Raw genomic sequence first — 17,350 nt, forward strand, 5'->3', positions numbered from 1 at the left:
TGCGCCGGGCTTTTTGCATTTAATGGCTAAACAGTGGCAAACCGGCAAGCAATCTGCCCAGGCTGTATTACTTTTAATAAGTATGGCCAAGGAGCAGAGGCACTCACCAATCGATTCGAAATTGCCGCCGGGAGCGTGTTATGAAGATTGCCCACAAGGTTGGTCTGGCCGCGGCCATCGTGTTGTTCCTCACCACCAGCCTGCTGTCGCTGGCGCAAGTCACCCAGGTTCGCGCCACCCTCCAGAGTCAGGTGGCAGCCAGCATCGCAGAATCAAGTAACGCACTCGCCAGGCAGATCGAGAACTGGCTCAACGCCAAGCTCAAGCTGATGGACCTGATGGCGCAGAGCATCGACAGCAACTACAGCCCCGAAGAAACCCAGCGCATCGTCAACACACCAATGCTGAAGAACGAATTCATCCTGGTCTTTGGTGCCCTGCAAAGCGATGGCAAGCCGATCAAGAACAGCGATGAATGGAAGCCCGCCCCTGAATGGGATGGTCGTCAACGGCCCTGGTACGCGACGGGTAAAGACGCCACACAAGCCGTACTGACCGAACCCTATGTGGATTCCACTACGGGTGAAATCCTGATTTCTGCCGTTACGCGCATCACCAATGCCGGCGAATTTCTGGGGGTAATGGGCGGTGATATCCGCTTGAAAACTGTGGCGGATGCCGTCAACACCCTGGATTTCAACGGTGCCGGCTACGCATTTCTACTCACCCGCAATGGCAACATCATTTCCCACCCCAATACCGAGCTAAACGGTAAAAGCTACAGCGAACTATTCGACGGTCAGAGTCCTGCGCTGAACAAGGAACTGCAGGAAACCAGTGGCGGCGATAAGGACCTGCTGGTGTCTTTCACCCCGCTGCCTAACCTCAAGGGCATGGACTGGTACATCGGCGTGGTGCTGGACAAGGGCATCGTTATGGCCGAAGCCAATGCCCTGAGCTGGCGCGCGGTGATCGGCACCATACTGGGGGTGATCATCAGCCTGATCGTGCTGGGTGTGCTGATGAACAACCTGCTCAAGCCCCTCGACCACCTGCACAACTCTCTGCATGAGGTAAACAGCGGTGAAGGCGACCTGACTCGTCGCCTGCCCGCCACCGGCAACGATGAAATTGCCCTGGTCTCCAAGGAGTTCAACAGCTTCCTGCAAAGCCTGCAGAGCTTGATCAGCGAGGTGATGGGCAGTTCCAGGCAGGTGCGTGAAAGCACCACACTGACCTCCAGCGAAGCCAACCAAGCGGCCAATCGCTTGCAGCAACAGCTGCAGGAGCTTGATCAGCTGGCCACCGCCATGCAGGAAATGGCCTCCACCGCCGAAGAAGTGGCGCGTAATGCACAGGCTGCGGCACAAGCCGCGTTGGCGGCCAATGAGGAGACTGAAAATGGCGTACGCGTGGTGTCGCGCTCTACCGAGGCGATCAAACACCTGGCCGATGAAATGGACGAGACCAGCCACGCGATTAACGAATTGGCCAAGCTTAGCCACAACATCGAATCGATCCTGTCGGTGATTACCAGCATTGCCGACCAGACCAACCTGCTTGCCCTTAACGCCGCTATCGAAGCGGCACGCGCCGGTGAATCCGGCCGTGGCTTTGCCGTGGTGGCTGATGAAGTCCGCTCACTGGCCTCACGTACCCAGCAGTCGACCCAGGAAATCCGCCAGATGATCGACCAGCTGCAATCCGGGGTGAAACAGGCCGAATCGCGCATGCAGCAGAGCCGCGACACCGCCAGCAAAACCGCCGAAGAGGCCGGCGCGGCCAACGACATGCTTGGGCGCATCAGCGATGCGATCACCCGGATCAACGACATGAACCTGCAAATCGCCACCGCTGCTGAACAGCAGAGCGCCACCACCGAGGAAATCAACCGCAACACCACCAATATCCGCGACATCAGCCATGAGGTCGCCGCCGGCGCCGAAGAACAGGTGCGTCAGTGCGCCGTGATGGTCGAGCAGGTCGGCCAACAAGATCATCTGCTCGGGCGTTTCAAGGTCTGAGTTTCCCGACATCGGGCGGCACCTTCGCGTGCTGCCAGCGCCAATCGATAAAGCGATTGGGCACACTCGTCGCGTGGCTCCTGTGCCTGACCTCGCTTAGCATCGCCCAGGCGAAACGTATTGATGTGTATATCAATGATCGCCTATCGATTCTCTGGAAGCTGCAGCAGATGCGCAGCGAAGGCATCTTTGCCAGCAGTGGACTGAACTGGTTGGTTGAAAGCCCTACTCTGTCCAGTGAACACGGGTCACATGGGCTATACACGTATCAATGAGCAGGCCTAACCCTGTAGATAGGACTTTATGCAGCAGCTGGATCAAGCCCTGGTTGCTCTTGAGCAAGATGGCAGCATCATCCGCATGGCACATGCGTTACGGCTCGGTTGACCTGCTACCTGCTACCTGCCACTGGCAGCGGCTCTAACAATGGCGCAACAAGCGGTAACGACCTCTGATCAGCATCAATTGCCGAAAGCAGTGCACGCCCGTACACTGCGCGCCTTTTTCCTATGACGGGCGTACCAAATGCTTTTTCTTCTGCGCATGCTGGCGATGGGCGTGCACTTTATCCTCGCCGGCATCCTGGGCCTGCTGCTTGGCATCTGCCGCCCGTTCAATCCGGATAACAGCCGCTTGTGCGCACGCCTCTACAGCATCCCTGCGCAGTGGCTATTGCGCTGGAAGTTGACGACCGATGTACAGCCACTGCTCGACCATCAGCGCTCCTGCGTGATCGTCGCCAACCACCAGTCCAACTATGACCTGTACGTGCTCGGCCGCGTGGTGCCCAAACGCACCGTAAGCATCGGCAAAAAGAGCCTGAAGTGGGTGCCATTCTTCGGTCAACTGTACTGGCTGGCGGGCAATGTCTTGCTCGATCGCGGTAATGCCGTGCGTGCCAAGCAGGCCATGCTCACCACTACTGAGACGCTCAAGCACAAAGACACCTCGATCTGGGTATTCGCCGAAGGCACCCGCAACTTGGGCAAAGGGCTACTGCCATTCAAGAAAGGCGCGTTTCAGATGGCCATTGCCGCTGGTGTACCGATTATTCCGGTGTGCGTCAGTACCTACGTTAACCACCTGCACCTCAACCGCTGGAACAGCGGCGAAATCATGATCCGCTCACTGCCGGCCATTCCTACGGCAGGCCTGACGCAGGATGATCTGCCACAGCTGATCGACAACTGCCGCACGCAGATGCAACAGTGCATCGACGCCATGGACCAGCAACTCAGCCAACGCGCCTGAGACTGCTCGCAGCACCTACATAGCCCAGCCATATGCTGGGCTTTTTCTTGCTGGCAGTATTTCGTATCGTCCACTGGCAGCGACTAAGCCGCTAAGCTGCGTGCTGAGTTCACCACCAATAAGAGAGATTTTATGGGTCGCGTTGTGGCTGCCGCCGTGTACAGCAAGGGCAAAAAAGTCACCACTATCAGCCTCGACGAAGGTAAACCGTGGTCGAAAAAACCGGGGCACTTCGTCTGGATTGGCCTGCATGACCCCTGCTCCGAAGAGCTGACCAGCCTGCAGCAGCAATTCGACCTGCATGAACTGGCGCTGGAAGACGCCCTCCAGCGGCACACCCGGCCCAAACTGGAAACCTTCGGCGATGCGCTGTTTCTGGTGCTCTACTCGCCCATCCGGGTCAAAGACGAACTGACCTTTGTCGAAACCCAGCTGTTCGCCGGCAGCGGTTACATCATCAGCGCCCGTTACGGCGAGTCCGCGCCCTACTCGCAGGTGCGCCAACGCTGCGAGGCCCGCCCGCTGCTGCTCGAGCACGGCGAAGATTTCGTGCTCTATGCACTGCTCAGCTTCGTGATCGAGAACTACCGCCCGCTGATGGACAGCTACCACAGCGAGCTTGAGGAGGTGGAGCAGCACGTGCTGAAAAACCCGCTGAGCCAGGCCGATGTCGAGCGCATTCAGGGTTTGCGCCGTGATCTGCTCCGCCTGCGTCGCTACATCGGGCCGCTGGCAGAAATCTGCCAGGAGTTGCAGCGCCTAGAGTTTCCGTTTATCGACAAGAACATGCGGCCCTACTTTCGCGACGTGGCGATTCACGTCAACCGCCTGCTGGAAGACCTAACCGCCCTGCGCGAAATGGCTGATCACGCCATCGAAATTGGCTTGCTGCTGGAGTCCTCACGGCAAAGCGTGACCCAGCGCAAGTTCGCCGCCTGGGCCGCGATTCTGGCCTTCCCCACGGCGGTAGCCGGAATCTACGGAATGAACTTCCAAAACATGCCGGAACTGACCTGGCACTACGGCTACTTCGGGGTGCTCGGACTGATCACCACCGGTTGCGCTGGACTCTTCATCAGCTTCAAACGCTCCGGCTGGCTGTAATCATCGTCTGGAAGGCTTTTTAACGGTGCGCAACAGCGGCCCGTACGGTAGTGCTCATGGATGACACGCCATAAAAAAGCCCGGTCACTGACCGGGCTTTTTTACACAAACGCCGCTTATTCGGCCAAACCGGCACGGCCCTGGGCGACAAAGCGCATCATCCATTCAGCCACGGTGTGGCCCTGATGATCGCGCTGCAGGCTGTCGACGCCCTTGGAGTAGGTCGGCTCACCAATGTGCTGCTGGCGTAGGTCAAGCAGCGCGCGCGAATAGTCATGCACGAACTCGGGGTGGCCCTGGAAGCACAGCACCTGATCACCGATGCAGTAGGAAGCAATCGGGCAGAACTCGCTGCTAGCGAGCAACGTGGCTTTTTCCGGTAGTTGGGTGACCTGGTCTTGATGGCTGATCAGCAGAGTCAGGTCTTCCAGATCAGGGCTCATCCAGGTTGGCTTGTTCGCCATACGGTACTGATGAATACCCACACCCCAGCCCTGCACCGCCCGCTCAGCCTTGCCGCCCAGCAACAACGCCAGCAGCTGATGGCCGAAACACACGCCGAGCAGCTTGTCGCCCCGGTTGTAGCGCTCCAGCAGGTAGGTTTTAAGCGTCTGGATCCAGGCATCGCTGCCGAAGGAGTCTGCCTTGCTGCCCGTCACCAGATAGGCATCGTAGCGCTCGCTGTCCGGCGGGTAATGCCCCTCCATCACGTTGTACACCTTGAACTCGGCAGCAATCGGCTGACGGGCGAACAATTGCTCGAACATACGGCCATAACTGTCGTATTGGTCGACCAATTCAGGGCGAAGAACATCGGTTTCCAGGATGCAGATCTGCAGCGGCATATGGGCGGTTACCTAGGGCGCAGGAGGGTTGTTTTTCCAGCGCGCAAGCGTGCCTGCTGACAGGCTGCAAGGCAATAGCCACGGGGCAAACCCGACCAATTACCCGAGTCCTATCAGCGCCCTCGATAGTCACCATAAGCACCATTCACTTCTGTCGATAGCGGTACGCGCAGATGATCTGGCCATCGGGCACTGCGCCCCCCCACCAGAGGACATCAGCATGACCAGTTTTTCCGCCATCGCCAGCCTGCTTGCCGCTTCCGCCTTCAACAGTAACCACAGCGCGAGCAACCAACGCCAAGCCGAGAAAGTGCAAGCCGCACAACTCAAGGCCGACCAGAACGCCGCTAGATAACTGCGCCCCGCAATCAGGAGAACGCCATGAGCATCGCCCAATCGCTGAGCAACCAGAACGTCTATGGCGTGACCTATGCCACTGTCGACGGCAGCGGCATCCACTTCGAGTCCGAGCTGGCCATCCAGCTTAGCGACGGCACCTTAACCACCCTGCGCATGCCCACTCACCTGAGCGAGCGTCAGGCTATCCAGCAGCTGGTCTGCGGCCGCCAGGCCTGCTGACAGTTATTGCGCTGGCATCGGGCAGCTGAGGTCGCCTTCTTCACAGACGGCCAGCTGCTCCAGTTCCTTGACCCGTGCGGCAGTCTTTTGCGTCAGGCAACCATTTAGCACCATCGGATAGGCCGAGCCGCCCTCCACCGACGCTGACTCAAACGCGCAGGCCAGGTCGCGGAACTTGATCCAGGCCAGCTGGACGTCTTTGAGTTGCTGCTTCTGCCCATCATCCAGACGCTTGCGATAATCGCCGTAGAGCTGATTCAGACGTTTGTCCTGAGTGGCATAGTCCGCCGCCGCGCACTGGTTAAGGGTGAGTTGATCTATGGCATTAGCGCAGTCATCCGCCCACACCGGCGCGGCCAATAACCCCAGGCTGATTGCCAGCGCACTGCTTATCCCGATTTTCATAACACCTCCTTGCGCCACACCCGCGTGGCTGTTGCAGCAGTCTAGTGTCATGCCCATAAAAAAACCGGCTCACAGGGAGCCGGTTGTCAGTACATCTGCTTTAACACGACAGGTTTAGAAGCTCTGGTTCTTCGCCGCCTTCTCCAGCAGCAACGCCGGCGGTAGGAAGCGCTCGCCATACTGCTCAGCCAGGTACTTGGCACGGGCGACGAAGTCCTTCACCCCGTACTGGTTGATAAACTGCAACGCCCCACCGGTCCAGGCCGCAAAACCGATGCCGAAGATCGAACCAATGTTGGCGTCAGCAACCGACTTGAGCACACCCTCTTCCACGCAGCGCACGGTTTCGATGGCCTGGATAAACAGAATGCGGTCCCGTACATCGATCTGCGAGATCTGCGCATCGCGCTTCTCGAAACGCGCCTTGAGTTCCGGCCACAGGTGCTTCTTGCCACCCGCCGGGTAATCGTAGAAGCCCGCACCCGCCGCCTTGCCCGGGCGCTTGTACTCGTTGAGCATCATGTCGATCACGGCAAATGCCGGGTGCTCAGGAATCTGCTTGCCTTCGGCCGCGAGGTCCTTGATGGTCTGCTGACGGATATGGTTCATCAGGCTCATCGACACTTCGTCGCTGATCGCCAGTGGGCCGACCGGCATGCCGGCCTTGCGCGCTTCGTTCTCGATCATCGCCGCGCTCACGCCCTCGCCCAACATGGCCAAGCCTTCGTTGGTGAAGGTGCCAAACACCCGTGAGGTGAAGAAGCCACGGCTGTCGTTGACCACGATCGGGGTCTTCTTGATCTGCATGACGTAGTCGAAGCCGCGCGCCAGGGTTTCGTCGCTGGTGTGCTCGCCCTTGATGATTTCCACCAGCGGCATCTTGTCCACCGGGCTGAAGAAATGCAGGCCGATAAACTTATCCTGCTGCTGCACCGCCGTGGCCAAGCCGGTAATCGGCAGGGTTGAGGTGTTGGAGGCGATCACCGCGTCAGCCAGCGCCGCGCGCTCAGCAGCTGCGGTGACGTTGGCTTTGAGGTCACGATCCTCAAACACGGCTTCGATGATCAGGTCGCAGCCTTCAAAGTCAGCATCACTGACGGTGGGTTTGATCCGCGCCAGAATGCCATCGCGCCTCTCAGCGCTCATCTGGCCACGGCCAACTTTCTTCTCCAGCAGCTTGGCCGAGTAGTCCTTGCCCTTCTCAGCGGCTTCGATGGAGATGTCCTTGAGCACTACGTCGATACCGGCGACCGCAGACACATAGGCAATACCGGCGCCCATCATGCCTGCGCCTAGCACACCGACCTTCTTGGTCACATAGGGCTCGAAGCCTTGCGGACGTGAGCCGCCGGCGTTGATTTCATTGAGCTGGAACCAGAAGGTGCCGATCATGTTCTTCGCCACCTGGCCGGTGGTCAGCTCGGTGAAGTAGCGTGCTTCGATGATCTGCGCGGTGTCGAAATCAACCTGCGCGCCCTCAACGGCGGCGCACATGATCTTCTCAGGCGCCGGGAAGCAGCCCTTGGTCTTGTCACGCAGCACGCTCGGCGCAATTGCCAGCATTTGCGCCACATTCGGGCTGGACGGCGTGCCACCGGGAATCTTGTAGCCTTTCACGTCCCACGGCTGCACAGCGGTCGGGTTAGCGGCAATAAAGGCGCGTGCCTTGGCTAGCAAGTCATCGCTATCGCTGGCCAGTTCATGGATCAGGCCGGCCTTGAGCGCCGCATCGGGACGCACTTTCTTGCCTTCGGCCAGGTACGGCAGGGCTTTTTCCAGGCCGAGGATGCGCACCATGCGCACCACCCCGCCGCCGCCCGGCAGCAGCCCGAGGGTCACTTCCGGCAAACCGAGCTGGATGCTGGAGTTGTTCAGGGCGATACGGTGATGGCAGGCCAGGGCAATTTCCCAGCCGCCGCCCAGGGCCGCGCCATTGATCGCAGCAACCACCGGCTTGCCGAGGCACTCCAGGCGGCGCAGTTGGCCCTTGATATTGAGGATCATCTGGTAGAAGGCAGGCGCATCGGCCTTGGTGACCTTGATCAGCTCATTGAGGTCGCCGCCGGCGAAGAAGGTTTTCTTCGCTGAGGTGAGGATGACCCCGGCAATGGAATCCTTCTCGGCCTCCAGGCGGTCAACAATCTTGCCCATGGCTTCGCGGTACACCGCGTTCATGGTATTGGCGCTCTGGCCAGGCATGTCCATGGTCAGAACGACGATATTGTCCTGGCCTTTTTCGTAACGGATGGCGTCAGTCATTTTTCTTATCTCCGCCTCAAACTCTTTCAATAATCGTGGCAATGCCCATACCGCCGCCCACACAGAGGGTGGCCAGGCCGTAGCGCAGTTGGCGCTTCTCCAGCTCGTCGATCAGGGTGCCGAGAATGGCGCAGCCGGTTGCACCCAGCGGGTGGCCCATGGCGATGGAGCCGCCATTGACGTTGACCTTGTCCTCGCTGACGCCCATGTCCTTCATAAATTTCATCACTACCGAAGCGAATGCTTCGTTGACCTCGAACAGGTCGATGTCATTGACGTTCAGTCCCGCCTTGGCCAGCGCCTTGCGGGTGGCCGGCGCCGGGCCGGTGAGCATGATGGTCGGGTCGGTGCTGGTCACGGCAGTGGCGACGATGCGCGCACGCGGCTTCAAGCCCAGTTCTTTGCCTTTGGCCTCGGAGCCGATCAACATCAGGGCAGAGCCATCGACGATGCCGGAACTGTTGCCCGGGGTGTGCACGTGGTTGATCTGCTCAACATGGCTGTAGACGCGCAGCGCGGTGCTGTCGAAGCCCATTTGGCCCATCATCTCGAAGCTTGGCTTGAGCTTGCCCAGGCCTACGAGGGTGGATTCGCCACGGATAAATTCGTCGTGGTCGAGCAGCACGATGCCGTTCTGATCGGCCACCGGAATCAGCGATTTTTTGAACGAACCGTCCTTGCTGGCGCGGGCGGCCTTTTGCTGCGATCGCAGGGCGAAGCTGTCGACATCCGTGCGGCTGAAACCTTCAAGGGTGGCGATCAGATCGGCACCGATACCCTGCGGAGTGAAGTGGGTGTGCATATTGGTTGCCGGGTCCATCACCCAGGCGCCGCCATCGGAGCCCATGGGAATGCGCGACATCGACTCGACGCCGCCAACCACCACCAGGTCCTCAAAACCGGAACGCACCTTCATCGCGCCGAGGTTCACCGCTTCCAGGCCCGAGGCGCAGAAACGGTTGAGTTGCACGCCCGACACGCTGACATCCCAATCGGCGACCATGGCTGCCGTTTTGGCAATGTCCGCGCCCTGATCACCCACCGGCGTTACGCAGCCGAGCACGATGTCATCGACCTGGCTGGTGTCCAGGTTATTGCGCGCTTGCAGCGCCTTGAGCAGGCCAGCGATCAGGTCGACAGGCTTAACGCTGTAAAGCGCACCGTCCTTCTTGCCCTTGCCGCGGGGCGTGCGCACGGCATCGAAAATATATGCTTCGGTCATGGCGTCCTCAGACCTCCAATGGAGGGTGGCTGATGGCGCAGGTGAGGCCCGCGCCTGTTTTTGTTGAGTGGGCCTACCATACGCCGAGCCGAAGTAGTCTCAATGACCGAAGTGCTCAGGCCCATTGACCGCTCAGCTCAGACAAACGGTCAATCACTGGACGAAGGCCCACAAGCGCGTCTAGATCAAGGGGCGCTTGCCTGTTGCAGGCCGCGCGTCATAACCGCTGGCAACTAGCCAACGCACCTTAGTAATCAAGGCGTCTATAGCCAGGTGCTGCACGCCCCTACAGTTGAATCAAGCCACCGGCAAATAGAGCGCAGGTCGGCTGTAGTAGGCGTCGTCGCCGGGTTTTGCCGGGACGGCTTGAATGATCAACACGAGGCGTGGCGTCGCATCCGCACATTACGCAGGACAGCGACGACCACCCGCAAAAAACAACAAGGCCAACCGCCATGTTCAATCCAGTGAAAATGCGTCAGGCAGGCATGATCGTGTTTGCCACCACCGTCATTCTGATTCTTCCCAACCTGACCCGTTTGGTCAGCTAACCCCCTGATTTCCTGCCCTGCCTGCCACCGTGGAGTGAGCCGGCAGCGGCAGCGTTACCTCAACAAACACGTGCAAAGCAGCGCCTGTGCTAGGGTGATTTCAATCAACCCAAGGAGCACACCATGCGCACACTATTTGCCACCCTCGGCCTGCTGGTCAGCCTGCCTCTGCTGGCCGGCGAAGCCGAACTCAGCGCCGCAGTTGTCGCCCTGCAATCACCGGAAAGCGTGCTGATCGATGTCCGCACCGCCGAAGAATTCGCCGCTGGCGCACTGCCCGGAGCCGAGCAGATCGAACACGAACAGATCGCCAGCCGCATCAGCGCTCTTGCCCCGGACAAGGACACCCCCATCGTGCTGTATTGCCGCAGCGGCCGCCGCTCCGGCATCGCCGAAGAAAGCCTGCGCGCAATGGGCTACAGCAACCTGATCAACGCGGGCGGCTATGACGAACTGAAACTCGCCCTGGAGTCGCAGGATTGAACAAACGCACTCTCGGTATCGCCCTGCTCGCCCTCCTACCCTTCACCCACCTGCACGCCGCCGAACTGACCCTAGAACTGGGCAACGGCAGCCAGCGCCTGAGCAGCGCGCAACTGCTCGCCCACCCGCAGGCGCAAAACGTCGAGATCAGTGACGACGTCAGCTACAAACACAGCATGCACTACCGCGCCGTGCCGTTGGCCGCGCTGCTGGAAGGCGTGCAGCCGGGCGACCACCTGCAACTGGTCGCCAGCGACGGCTTTGCCGCCGAACTCTCCGCCGCCCCCGCGCTCAGCCAAGCTGGCAGCAAAGCCTGGCTAGCCATCGAAGATCCAGCCCAACCCTGGCCCGCCCTGGGCAACGGCAAACCCAGCGCCGGGCCGTTCTACCTGGTCTGGCAAAACCCGGCCGCCAGCCAGATCGGCCCGGAGCAATGGCCCTTCCAACTGGCCACCATCCGCAAACTGGCCCCGGTAGCGCAGCGCTTCCCGCAGCTACTGCCCGCCGCCGAAGCCAGCCCGGCGGTGCAGGCCGGTTTTGCCCAATACCAGAAGAACTGCATGGCCTGTCATCGCCTGAATGGCGCAGGTGACTCACAATTCGGCCCGGACCTGAATATTCCGCACAACCCGACCGAGTATTTCAGCGGCGACTTTCTAACCCGCTATATCCGCGATCCACAAAGTTTGCGGCGCTGGCCGCAGGGCAAGATGCCGGGATTTTCGGTTGAGGTGTTGAGTGACAAGGAATTGGGGGAGTTGGTTGAGTATTTGCGGCATATGGTGGGGAGGAAGGTGCAGCCTTAGAGGCTTCACGGAGGGTGGTCAACACGTTGTTTATTCACCAACGCAGCTTCACAAAACTCTCTAGTCGAGTCGACCTACGCTTTTCGCCTTTACGGCGAGTTACTTTCTCTTGCTTCGCACAAGAGAAAGTAACCAAAGAGAATGCGCCCCTGCATCCGGGTTTCGCTGCGCGAAACTCCCCTCGCTCCGGTATTGCTCCAGGGGCCGGCTTACAAGGGGCGTCCCTGCCCCTTTAAGCCTCTCGCCGCATCCATGCGGCTCGTCCCCCTACGCAACACCTCCACTCGGCCTCCTGACGGGGATTTTTCGCGCGCCTGTGGGATATGTGGTTTGTAAAAGCGATCCTTAGGATGGGTTGAGCAACGCGATACCCATCAAATCGCTGTTGGTTGAACCACGCAAAACGCGCAGGCGACGCCAAACGCCCCTTCAGGAGGGTGAACAGAATTGTTGTGTAGAGGGGTGAGCCGCATGGATGCGGCGAAAGGCGTAAAGGGCCAGGGACGGCCCTTGTACGCCGACCCTCGGAGCAATGATTCTGTTCACGAACCCTGCCGCAGGCAGGGCCGGATGTCGGGGCAAGCGTTTTTGGTTACTTTTTCCGCGACTGGAAAAAGTGACTCGCCCGTAAGGGGCGAAACCAGAGCTAAAGCCGACCGCCGCAAGTGAATTGCACAGCGACCGCTAAAAGCGTCAGCAGGAACAACGGCGACCACCGCTTGGCGGGTTACATGGCGCTCAAGCACCGAGCTGAACCATCAATCTCGGATCAGCGCCACTAACCCACCCTACGAAGCAGGCTTCATTTAATACCGGCGTCCTACGCCATTGAAAAGCCCTCTCCCCAACCCTCTCCCGCAAGCGGGCAGAGGGAGCTTTAAAAGCTACTGCTGTTGCACCCGCACCAGCGGTGCAACCTCCACCTGCGCATGCATCTGCTCGATGCCACCGCCCCGGCGCATGCCACGCACCGGGCAGGCATCCAGGTAGTCCAGGCCCACGGCCAACTTCAAATGCCGCTCCGGCTTGGCCAGACAGTTAGTCACATCAAAGCTGTACCAGGCGTCGTCCAGCCAGGCTTCGGCCCAGGCGTGGCTGGCCAGGTGGTCTTCGCTGTCGGTAAACAGATAACCCGAGACATAGCGCGCCGGAACGCCCAGGCTGCGCGCGCAGGCCAGGAAGGCGTGAGCGTGATCCTGACAGACGCCCTTGCCGCCGGCGAAGGCTTCACTGGCGCTGGTTTCCACGGCGGTGCTGCCCGGCTGGTAACGGATATGCGCATTCAACGCATGCATCAGGTCGATCAGGCCGCTGCGGTCCGGGCGGCTGCGGCTTTGCAGTTTGGCAAACTCGCGCAGGGCTTCGTCGGCTTCGGTCAAGCGGGTAAAGCGCAGAAACGGCAGCGCCGACTGACTTTCGTGCTCGGCTTCCCGCGCTTCGTCGATTTCCACCTGGCCACGGGCGCCGATAACGATGGATTCATGCGGCTCATCCATGGTCAGCACATGCAGGATATTGCCGTAGGGATCGAGCTGGGCGCGCACCGGACGCGGCAGGGTCAATTCCCAGCTGAGTACCTGCTGGCGTTCGCTGTCGTGCGGGGTCATGCGCAGGTACTGGATGCTGGTACGCACCTGGTCTTCATAGTGATAGGTAGTGTCGTGGCTGATTGACAGTCTCATGCGACCTCCAGGTAGGAACTTTGGATGGCTTGGCCCAGCTGGCGAACCAGCAGGATGAAATCGGTGAGCCAGGCGTGCAGGCCCTCGTCGAGTACTTCTTCGATGCTGGTATAGCGCAGTCGCGCTTCCAGTTCGGCAGCCAGGCGCTGGGCTGGGCGGCCGTTGTCGCCTGGCAGGCTGGCGAGCATCAGGCTGAGTTCGTCCATGCAGGCGCGCAACGAACGCGGCACGTCAGCGCGTAGCAGCAGCAGTTCGGAGACTTTGCGCGTACCGGGCGAGCCACGGTAGATCTCGGCAAACGCCTCGAACGAGGACAACGCACGGAGTAACGCGGTCCACTGGTAGTAGCTGCGTGCCGGTCGGCCGTCTACTTCGTCGATGTCTTCGCCGAGCATCTCGTAGCGCGCATCAAGCAGACGCAGGGTATTGTCGGCGCGCTCGATAAAGGTGCCGAGACGGATAAAGCGGTACGGGTCGCCGCGCATGATGGTGCCGAAGGTGGCGCCACGGAACAGGTGCGAGCGCTCCTTGACCCATTCGCAGAAACGGCTGATGCCGTAGCGGCTCAGGCCTTGCTGGGCGATACCGTGGATTTCCAGCCAGGTGGCGTTGATGTTTTCCCACATGTCGGCGGTGATCCGCCCGCGCACGGCGTGGGCGTTGCTGCGCGCGGCCTGCAGGCAGCAGTAGATGCTCGCCGGATTGGTCGCATCGAGGGCGAAGAAGTGCAGCATGCGCTCGGCGTGCAGCGGGCCGTGGCGCTCCAGGTAATCGTCGAGGGTGCCGGTAATCAGCAGCGGCAAAGCCAGTTCTTCCAAACCATCGCCGCGGCCGTCCTGCGGCATCAGCGACAGCGAGTAGCTGACTTCAAGCATGCGCGCGAGGTTTTCCGCGCGCTCCAGGTAGCGCGACATCCAGTACAGATCAGAGGCAGTTCTTGAAAGCATGGTTAGTCCTCCACCACCCAGGTGTCTTTGGTGCCGCCACCCTGGGACGAGTTGACCACCAACGAGCCTTCGCGCAGCGCGACGCGGGTCAGGCCGCCGGGGACGATGCGGGTTTCCTTGCCGGATAGAACGAATGGCCGCAGGTCGATATGCCGAGGCGCGATGCCGCGTTCAACAAAGGTCGGGCAGGTCGACAGGCACAGGGTCGGTTGGGCGATATAGGCCTCGGGACGGGCAATCAGGCGGGCGCGGAAGTCTTCGATTTCGGCCTTGGTGGCTGCCGGGCCAACCAGCATGCCGTAGCCGCCGGAACCTTGGGTTTCCTTGACCACCAGGTGTTCCAGGTTGGCCAGCACGTGGGACAGCTCGGCCGGTTTGCGGCACTGGAAAGTCGGTACGTTTTTCAGGATCGGCTCTTCGCTGAGGTAGAAGCGGATCATGTCGTCGACATAGGGGTAGATCGATTTATCGTCCGCCACCCCGGTGCCAATGGCGTTGGCCAGCACCACATTACCGCTGCGGTAGCAGGCCAGCAGGCCAGGCACGCCGAGCATGGAATCGGGGTTGAAAGCCAATGGATCAAGGAAGGCGTCGTCGAGGCGGCGGTAGACCACATCCACTTGCTTGGCACCGGCGGTGGTGCGCATAAACAGCTTGTCGTCGCGCACAAACAGGTCCGCGCCTTCTACCAGCTCCACGCCCATTTCGCGGGAGAGGAAGGCATGCTCGAAGTAGGCACTGTTGAAGCGCCCCGGCGTCAGCACCACGACGTTGGGGTTATCCAGCGGGCTGGAGGATTTGAGCGTATCGAGCAGCAGGTTCGGGTAGTGATCGATCGGCGCCACGCGCTGCGCAGCAAACAGCTCGGGGAACAGACGCATCATCATCTTGCGGTCTTCGAGCATGTAGCTGACGCCGCTGGGCGTGCGCAGGTTGTCTTCCAGCACGTAGTAGCTGCCGTCACCGTCGCGCACCAGGTCGACCCCAGCGATATGGGCGTAGAGGTCGCGGTGCAGGTTGAGGCCCTGCATGGCGATCTGGTAACCCTCGTTAGCCAGCACCTGCTCGGCGGGCACGATGCCGGCCTTGATGATGCGCTGGTCGTGGTAGAGGTCGGCGAGGAACATATTCAGCGCCTGCACGCGCTGGATACAGCCGCGTTCGACGATGCGCCATTCGCTGGCAGGGATGCTACGCGGGATGATGTCGAACGGGATCAGCCGCTCGGTGCCCTGGTCGTCGCCGTACAGGGTGAAGGTGATACCGGCGCGGTGGAACAGCAAGTCGGCTTCCCGGCGGCGCTGGGCCAGCAGTTCATCCGGCGTATCCGCTAACCAGCGGGCAAACGCTTGGTAGTGCGGGCGGACAGCGCCACTCGCGTCGTACATCTCGTCATAAAAGGTGCGGACCATGCCGTACTCCTTGTCACCCGGACATAGAGACAGCTTTGCAAGGCCCGCGCCATACAATAAAAATGTTTTAAATCAATAACTTGAGTATTTACGACACAAGCAACGCACCAAGCCAGGGCGCAATCGTGACCGCCGAGTTGCAGGGCGCGCCATTTTAAGGCGCCCAGTCCGTAGGGTGGATAACGCTCTTTTTATGCACCGCACGGTAACCATTGGTGGATGGGAAAGCGTCATCCACCCTAGCCGAGCATCAGAACCCGGCCAGTTGCAGCCAGTGGCGATAGAAGCCTTCTGCTACACGGTTCAGTTCGGCAACTTTGGCGGGCAGTTGGTCGAGCATCTGCGCCCTACTCTGCTGGCTGGGCTGGCTTTCATCCAGCAGGTGGTGCCAGTCGCCGAGCCACTGGCGCACCAGGGCTTCATCCATTTCCGGGTGGCCTTGCAGGGCCAGGATTTTATCGCCCCAGGCAAACGCTTGGTTGCTGCACCAGGGGCTGCTGAGCAAGGGCTGGGCGCCCTCAGGAATAGCAAAGCTGTCGCCATGCCATTGGAAGATCGGGAACTGTTCAGGCAAATGCTGCAACCAGGGGCTGGGCGCCGCCTGGTCAAGACGGGTCAGCTGCTGCCAGCCACTTTCGGTGTAAGGCATGCGGCTGATGTCCGCGCCTAGCGCCTTGGCCAACAGCTGGCCGCCCAGACAGTGGCCGATCAGCGGAATATCGCGGCGGATAAAATGCTGCAGCGCTGCGACCTCGGTGGCCAGCCAGGGCAGCGGATCATTGACGCTCATCGGCCCGCCCATGATGGCCACGGCCTTGGGTCGGTCCAGATCAATGCCGTCCAGCTCGCCTAGATCCGCGCGCAGCACGTTATAGGTGTGGCCAGCCTGCTCAAGCACCTTGCCCAGGTGGGCCGGCGGGCAGTAATCGATATGGGTAAGAATCAGGATGTCAGTCATGCGCCAAGTCTGAAGCAAAGCACGGCCTGGGGTCGAGGGGCGATTGGCTGGGGGCGCGTCGACGAGGTAGAAATGACACGGGCCAGCTTATGGCCGGCCCGTGTTTGGATTGCAGAACCTGTTTACGATCTCGCGAGCTAGAGCCATGCAAGGCAAAAACAGGCGAGGAAGCGGAGTTTACGGGCTGTAAATGAGCATTCCGAGACGCCGCGTCCCAGCCTGTTTTTAACACAGCAGGGCCGACGCGCAGTAGACCGTAGACAGGTTCTCAGGGCTGCCTTACCTCCTGGGTAACACCCCACCCATCCAGTTTGCCGCCAAGCGGGGCCACGACTGACTCCAGGTCATGCTCGAAGTCGTCGATGCCGTGGTATGTCGCGAACATTACTTTACTGACTTGCAGGTGCCAGACACCGTCATCACGCTCGGTCACCAGGGCGTGTAAAGACTCACCTCGAAATTTGCGGGTGGCCATGCGGGCCCGCTCTTCATCAGGGAAAAGGGCGTAGAACTCGATGGGATGGAAGCTGGCAAAGTCGAAGCCACCCTCCTTCATCCGCCGTAAAACCCCGTTACTGACATCATCGTGCAAGGCTGTGCTCATGAAGTGACCTCCTCAGGCGATGGACAAATTTACAGGACGCTAAAGAACCAACTAGGTGTCGATACTGCAGTGCTACGACCTGGTAAACGCTTTCCCATTGCTACCGCCAGAGCCTCAGCGGTGTTGCGGCACCGATTGCAGTGCCGCCCGAGAATCAAGCGATGTGCTGCTTGATATGTCATAAGCCAGACCTGAAACCAGGGCTGGTCAACGCAGGC

The 17,350-nt window shown here is 60.2% G+C and carries 16 protein-coding genes and 1 pseudogene; 8 read left to right on the forward strand and 9 right to left on the reverse strand.

Annotation, left to right across the window (positions count from 1 at the left end; all coding sequences use genetic code 11):
- Positions 1–140 precede the first annotated feature (140 nt).
- The 4 genes and pseudogenes from HCI85_RS21175 to HCI85_RS00295 form a co-directional block, all read left to right on the forward strand.
- Positions 141–1,166 (forward strand): annotated as a pseudogene (locus HCI85_RS21175) (cache domain-containing protein); the annotation flags it as partial.
- A 30-nt stretch (positions 1,167–1,196) separates the two neighbouring features.
- Positions 1,197–2,024, forward strand: a complete 828-nt coding sequence (locus HCI85_RS21180; protein WP_372239939.1) for a methyl-accepting chemotaxis protein — start codon at positions 1,197–1,199, stop codon at positions 2,022–2,024.
- A 525-nt stretch (positions 2,025–2,549) separates the two neighbouring features.
- Positions 2,550–3,275 (forward strand): 1-acylglycerol-3-phosphate O-acyltransferase, encoded by a 726-nt coding sequence (locus HCI85_RS00290; protein ID WP_167140957.1) that lies wholly within the window; start codon positions 2,550–2,552, stop codon positions 3,273–3,275.
- 132 nt (positions 3,276–3,407) lie between these two features.
- Positions 3,408–4,379, forward strand: a complete 972-nt coding sequence (locus HCI85_RS00295; protein ID WP_167140959.1) for a magnesium and cobalt transport protein CorA — start codon at positions 3,408–3,410, stop codon at positions 4,377–4,379.
- Positions 4,380–4,495: 116 nt separating this feature from the next.
- Here the strand turns inward: HCI85_RS00295 and HCI85_RS00300 are convergent, their stop codons facing one another.
- The gene (locus HCI85_RS00300; RefSeq protein WP_090247794.1) at positions 4,496–5,224 is read right to left on the reverse strand and encodes an amidotransferase; all 729 of its coding nucleotides are present in this window, start codon (positions 5,222–5,224) and stop codon (positions 4,496–4,498) included.
- Between the two features lie 220 nt (positions 5,225–5,444).
- Here HCI85_RS00300 and HCI85_RS21070 point away from each other — a divergent pair, with 220 nt between their 5' ends.
- Both HCI85_RS21070 and ptrC read left to right on the forward strand, forming a co-directional pair.
- Positions 5,445–5,579: a hypothetical protein gene (locus HCI85_RS21070; protein WP_256665350.1), complete on the forward strand. Its 135-nt coding sequence runs from the start codon at positions 5,445–5,447 to the stop codon at positions 5,577–5,579.
- Positions 5,580–5,605: 26 nt separating this feature from the next.
- The gene (gene ptrC, locus HCI85_RS00305) at positions 5,606–5,803 is read left to right on the forward strand and encodes a type III secretion system co-regulatory protein PtrC (RefSeq protein WP_090385536.1); all 198 of its coding nucleotides are present in this window, start codon (positions 5,606–5,608) and stop codon (positions 5,801–5,803) included.
- A 3-nt stretch (positions 5,804–5,806) separates the two neighbouring features.
- Here the strand turns inward: ptrC and HCI85_RS00310 are convergent, their stop codons facing one another.
- The 3 genes from HCI85_RS00310 to HCI85_RS00320 all read right to left on the reverse strand — a co-directional run bounded on the left by HCI85_RS00310 (position 5,807) and on the right by HCI85_RS00320 (position 9,689).
- Entirely contained in the window at positions 5,807–6,208 is a 402-nt protein-coding gene (locus tag HCI85_RS00310) for a lysozyme inhibitor LprI family protein (RefSeq protein ID WP_167140961.1), read from the reverse strand.
- A gap of 114 nt (positions 6,209–6,322) precedes the next feature.
- A complete protein-coding gene (locus tag HCI85_RS00315) occupies positions 6,323–8,467 on the reverse strand; it encodes a 3-hydroxyacyl-CoA dehydrogenase NAD-binding domain-containing protein (protein WP_167140963.1) in 2,145 nt (714 codons plus the stop codon).
- 16 nt (positions 8,468–8,483) lie between these two features.
- Positions 8,484–9,689 carry an acetyl-CoA C-acetyltransferase gene (locus HCI85_RS00320; protein ID WP_167140965.1) on the reverse strand — a complete coding sequence of 402 codons (1,206 nt, stop codon included), beginning with the start codon at positions 9,687–9,689 and terminating at the stop codon, positions 8,484–8,486.
- A 674-nt stretch (positions 9,690–10,363) separates the two neighbouring features.
- On the opposite strand from HCI85_RS00320, the gene HCI85_RS00325 reads away from it, so the two are divergent.
- Positions 10,364–10,723, forward strand: coding sequence for a rhodanese-like domain-containing protein (locus tag HCI85_RS00325; protein ID WP_167140967.1), 360 nt, complete (start codon positions 10,364–10,366; stop codon positions 10,721–10,723).
- Positions 10,720–11,529 (forward strand): c-type cytochrome, encoded by an 810-nt coding sequence (locus HCI85_RS00330; RefSeq protein WP_241693702.1) that lies wholly within the window; start codon positions 10,720–10,722, stop codon positions 11,527–11,529. Before HCI85_RS00325 ends, HCI85_RS00330 begins: the two co-directional genes overlap by 4 nt.
- An 884-nt stretch (positions 11,530–12,413) precedes the next feature.
- Here HCI85_RS00330 and HCI85_RS00335 read toward each other — a convergent pair.
- The 5 genes from HCI85_RS00335 to HCI85_RS00355 all read right to left on the reverse strand — a co-directional run bounded on the left by HCI85_RS00335 (position 12,414) and on the right by HCI85_RS00355 (position 17,132).
- Positions 12,414–13,211: a transglutaminase family protein gene (locus HCI85_RS00335; protein WP_167140970.1), complete on the reverse strand. Its 798-nt coding sequence runs from the start codon at positions 13,209–13,211 to the stop codon at positions 12,414–12,416.
- Entirely contained in the window at positions 13,208–14,158 is a 951-nt protein-coding gene (locus tag HCI85_RS00340; RefSeq protein WP_160084806.1) for an alpha-E domain-containing protein, read from the reverse strand. The genes HCI85_RS00335 and HCI85_RS00340 overlap by 4 nt, the downstream gene beginning before the upstream one ends.
- A gap of 2 nt (positions 14,159–14,160) precedes the next feature.
- On the reverse strand, positions 14,161–15,570 hold the full coding sequence (locus HCI85_RS00345; protein ID WP_160084807.1) for a circularly permuted type 2 ATP-grasp protein: 1,410 nt from the start codon (positions 15,568–15,570) through the stop codon (positions 14,161–14,163).
- A gap of 250 nt (positions 15,571–15,820) precedes the next feature.
- A complete protein-coding gene (locus tag HCI85_RS00350) occupies positions 15,821–16,528 on the reverse strand; it encodes a type 1 glutamine amidotransferase (protein WP_167140972.1) in 708 nt (235 codons plus the stop codon).
- A gap of 268 nt (positions 16,529–16,796) precedes the next feature.
- Positions 16,797–17,132, reverse strand: a complete 336-nt coding sequence (locus HCI85_RS00355) for a ribonuclease E inhibitor RraB (protein WP_108490342.1) — start codon at positions 17,130–17,132, stop codon at positions 16,797–16,799.
- Between the last annotated feature and the right edge of the window lie 218 nt (positions 17,133–17,350).

This window comes from Pseudomonas sp. OTU750018, assembly GCF_011636575.1.
Classification (GTDB): Bacteria; Pseudomonadota; Gammaproteobacteria; order Pseudomonadales; family Pseudomonadaceae; genus Aquipseudomonas; species Aquipseudomonas peli.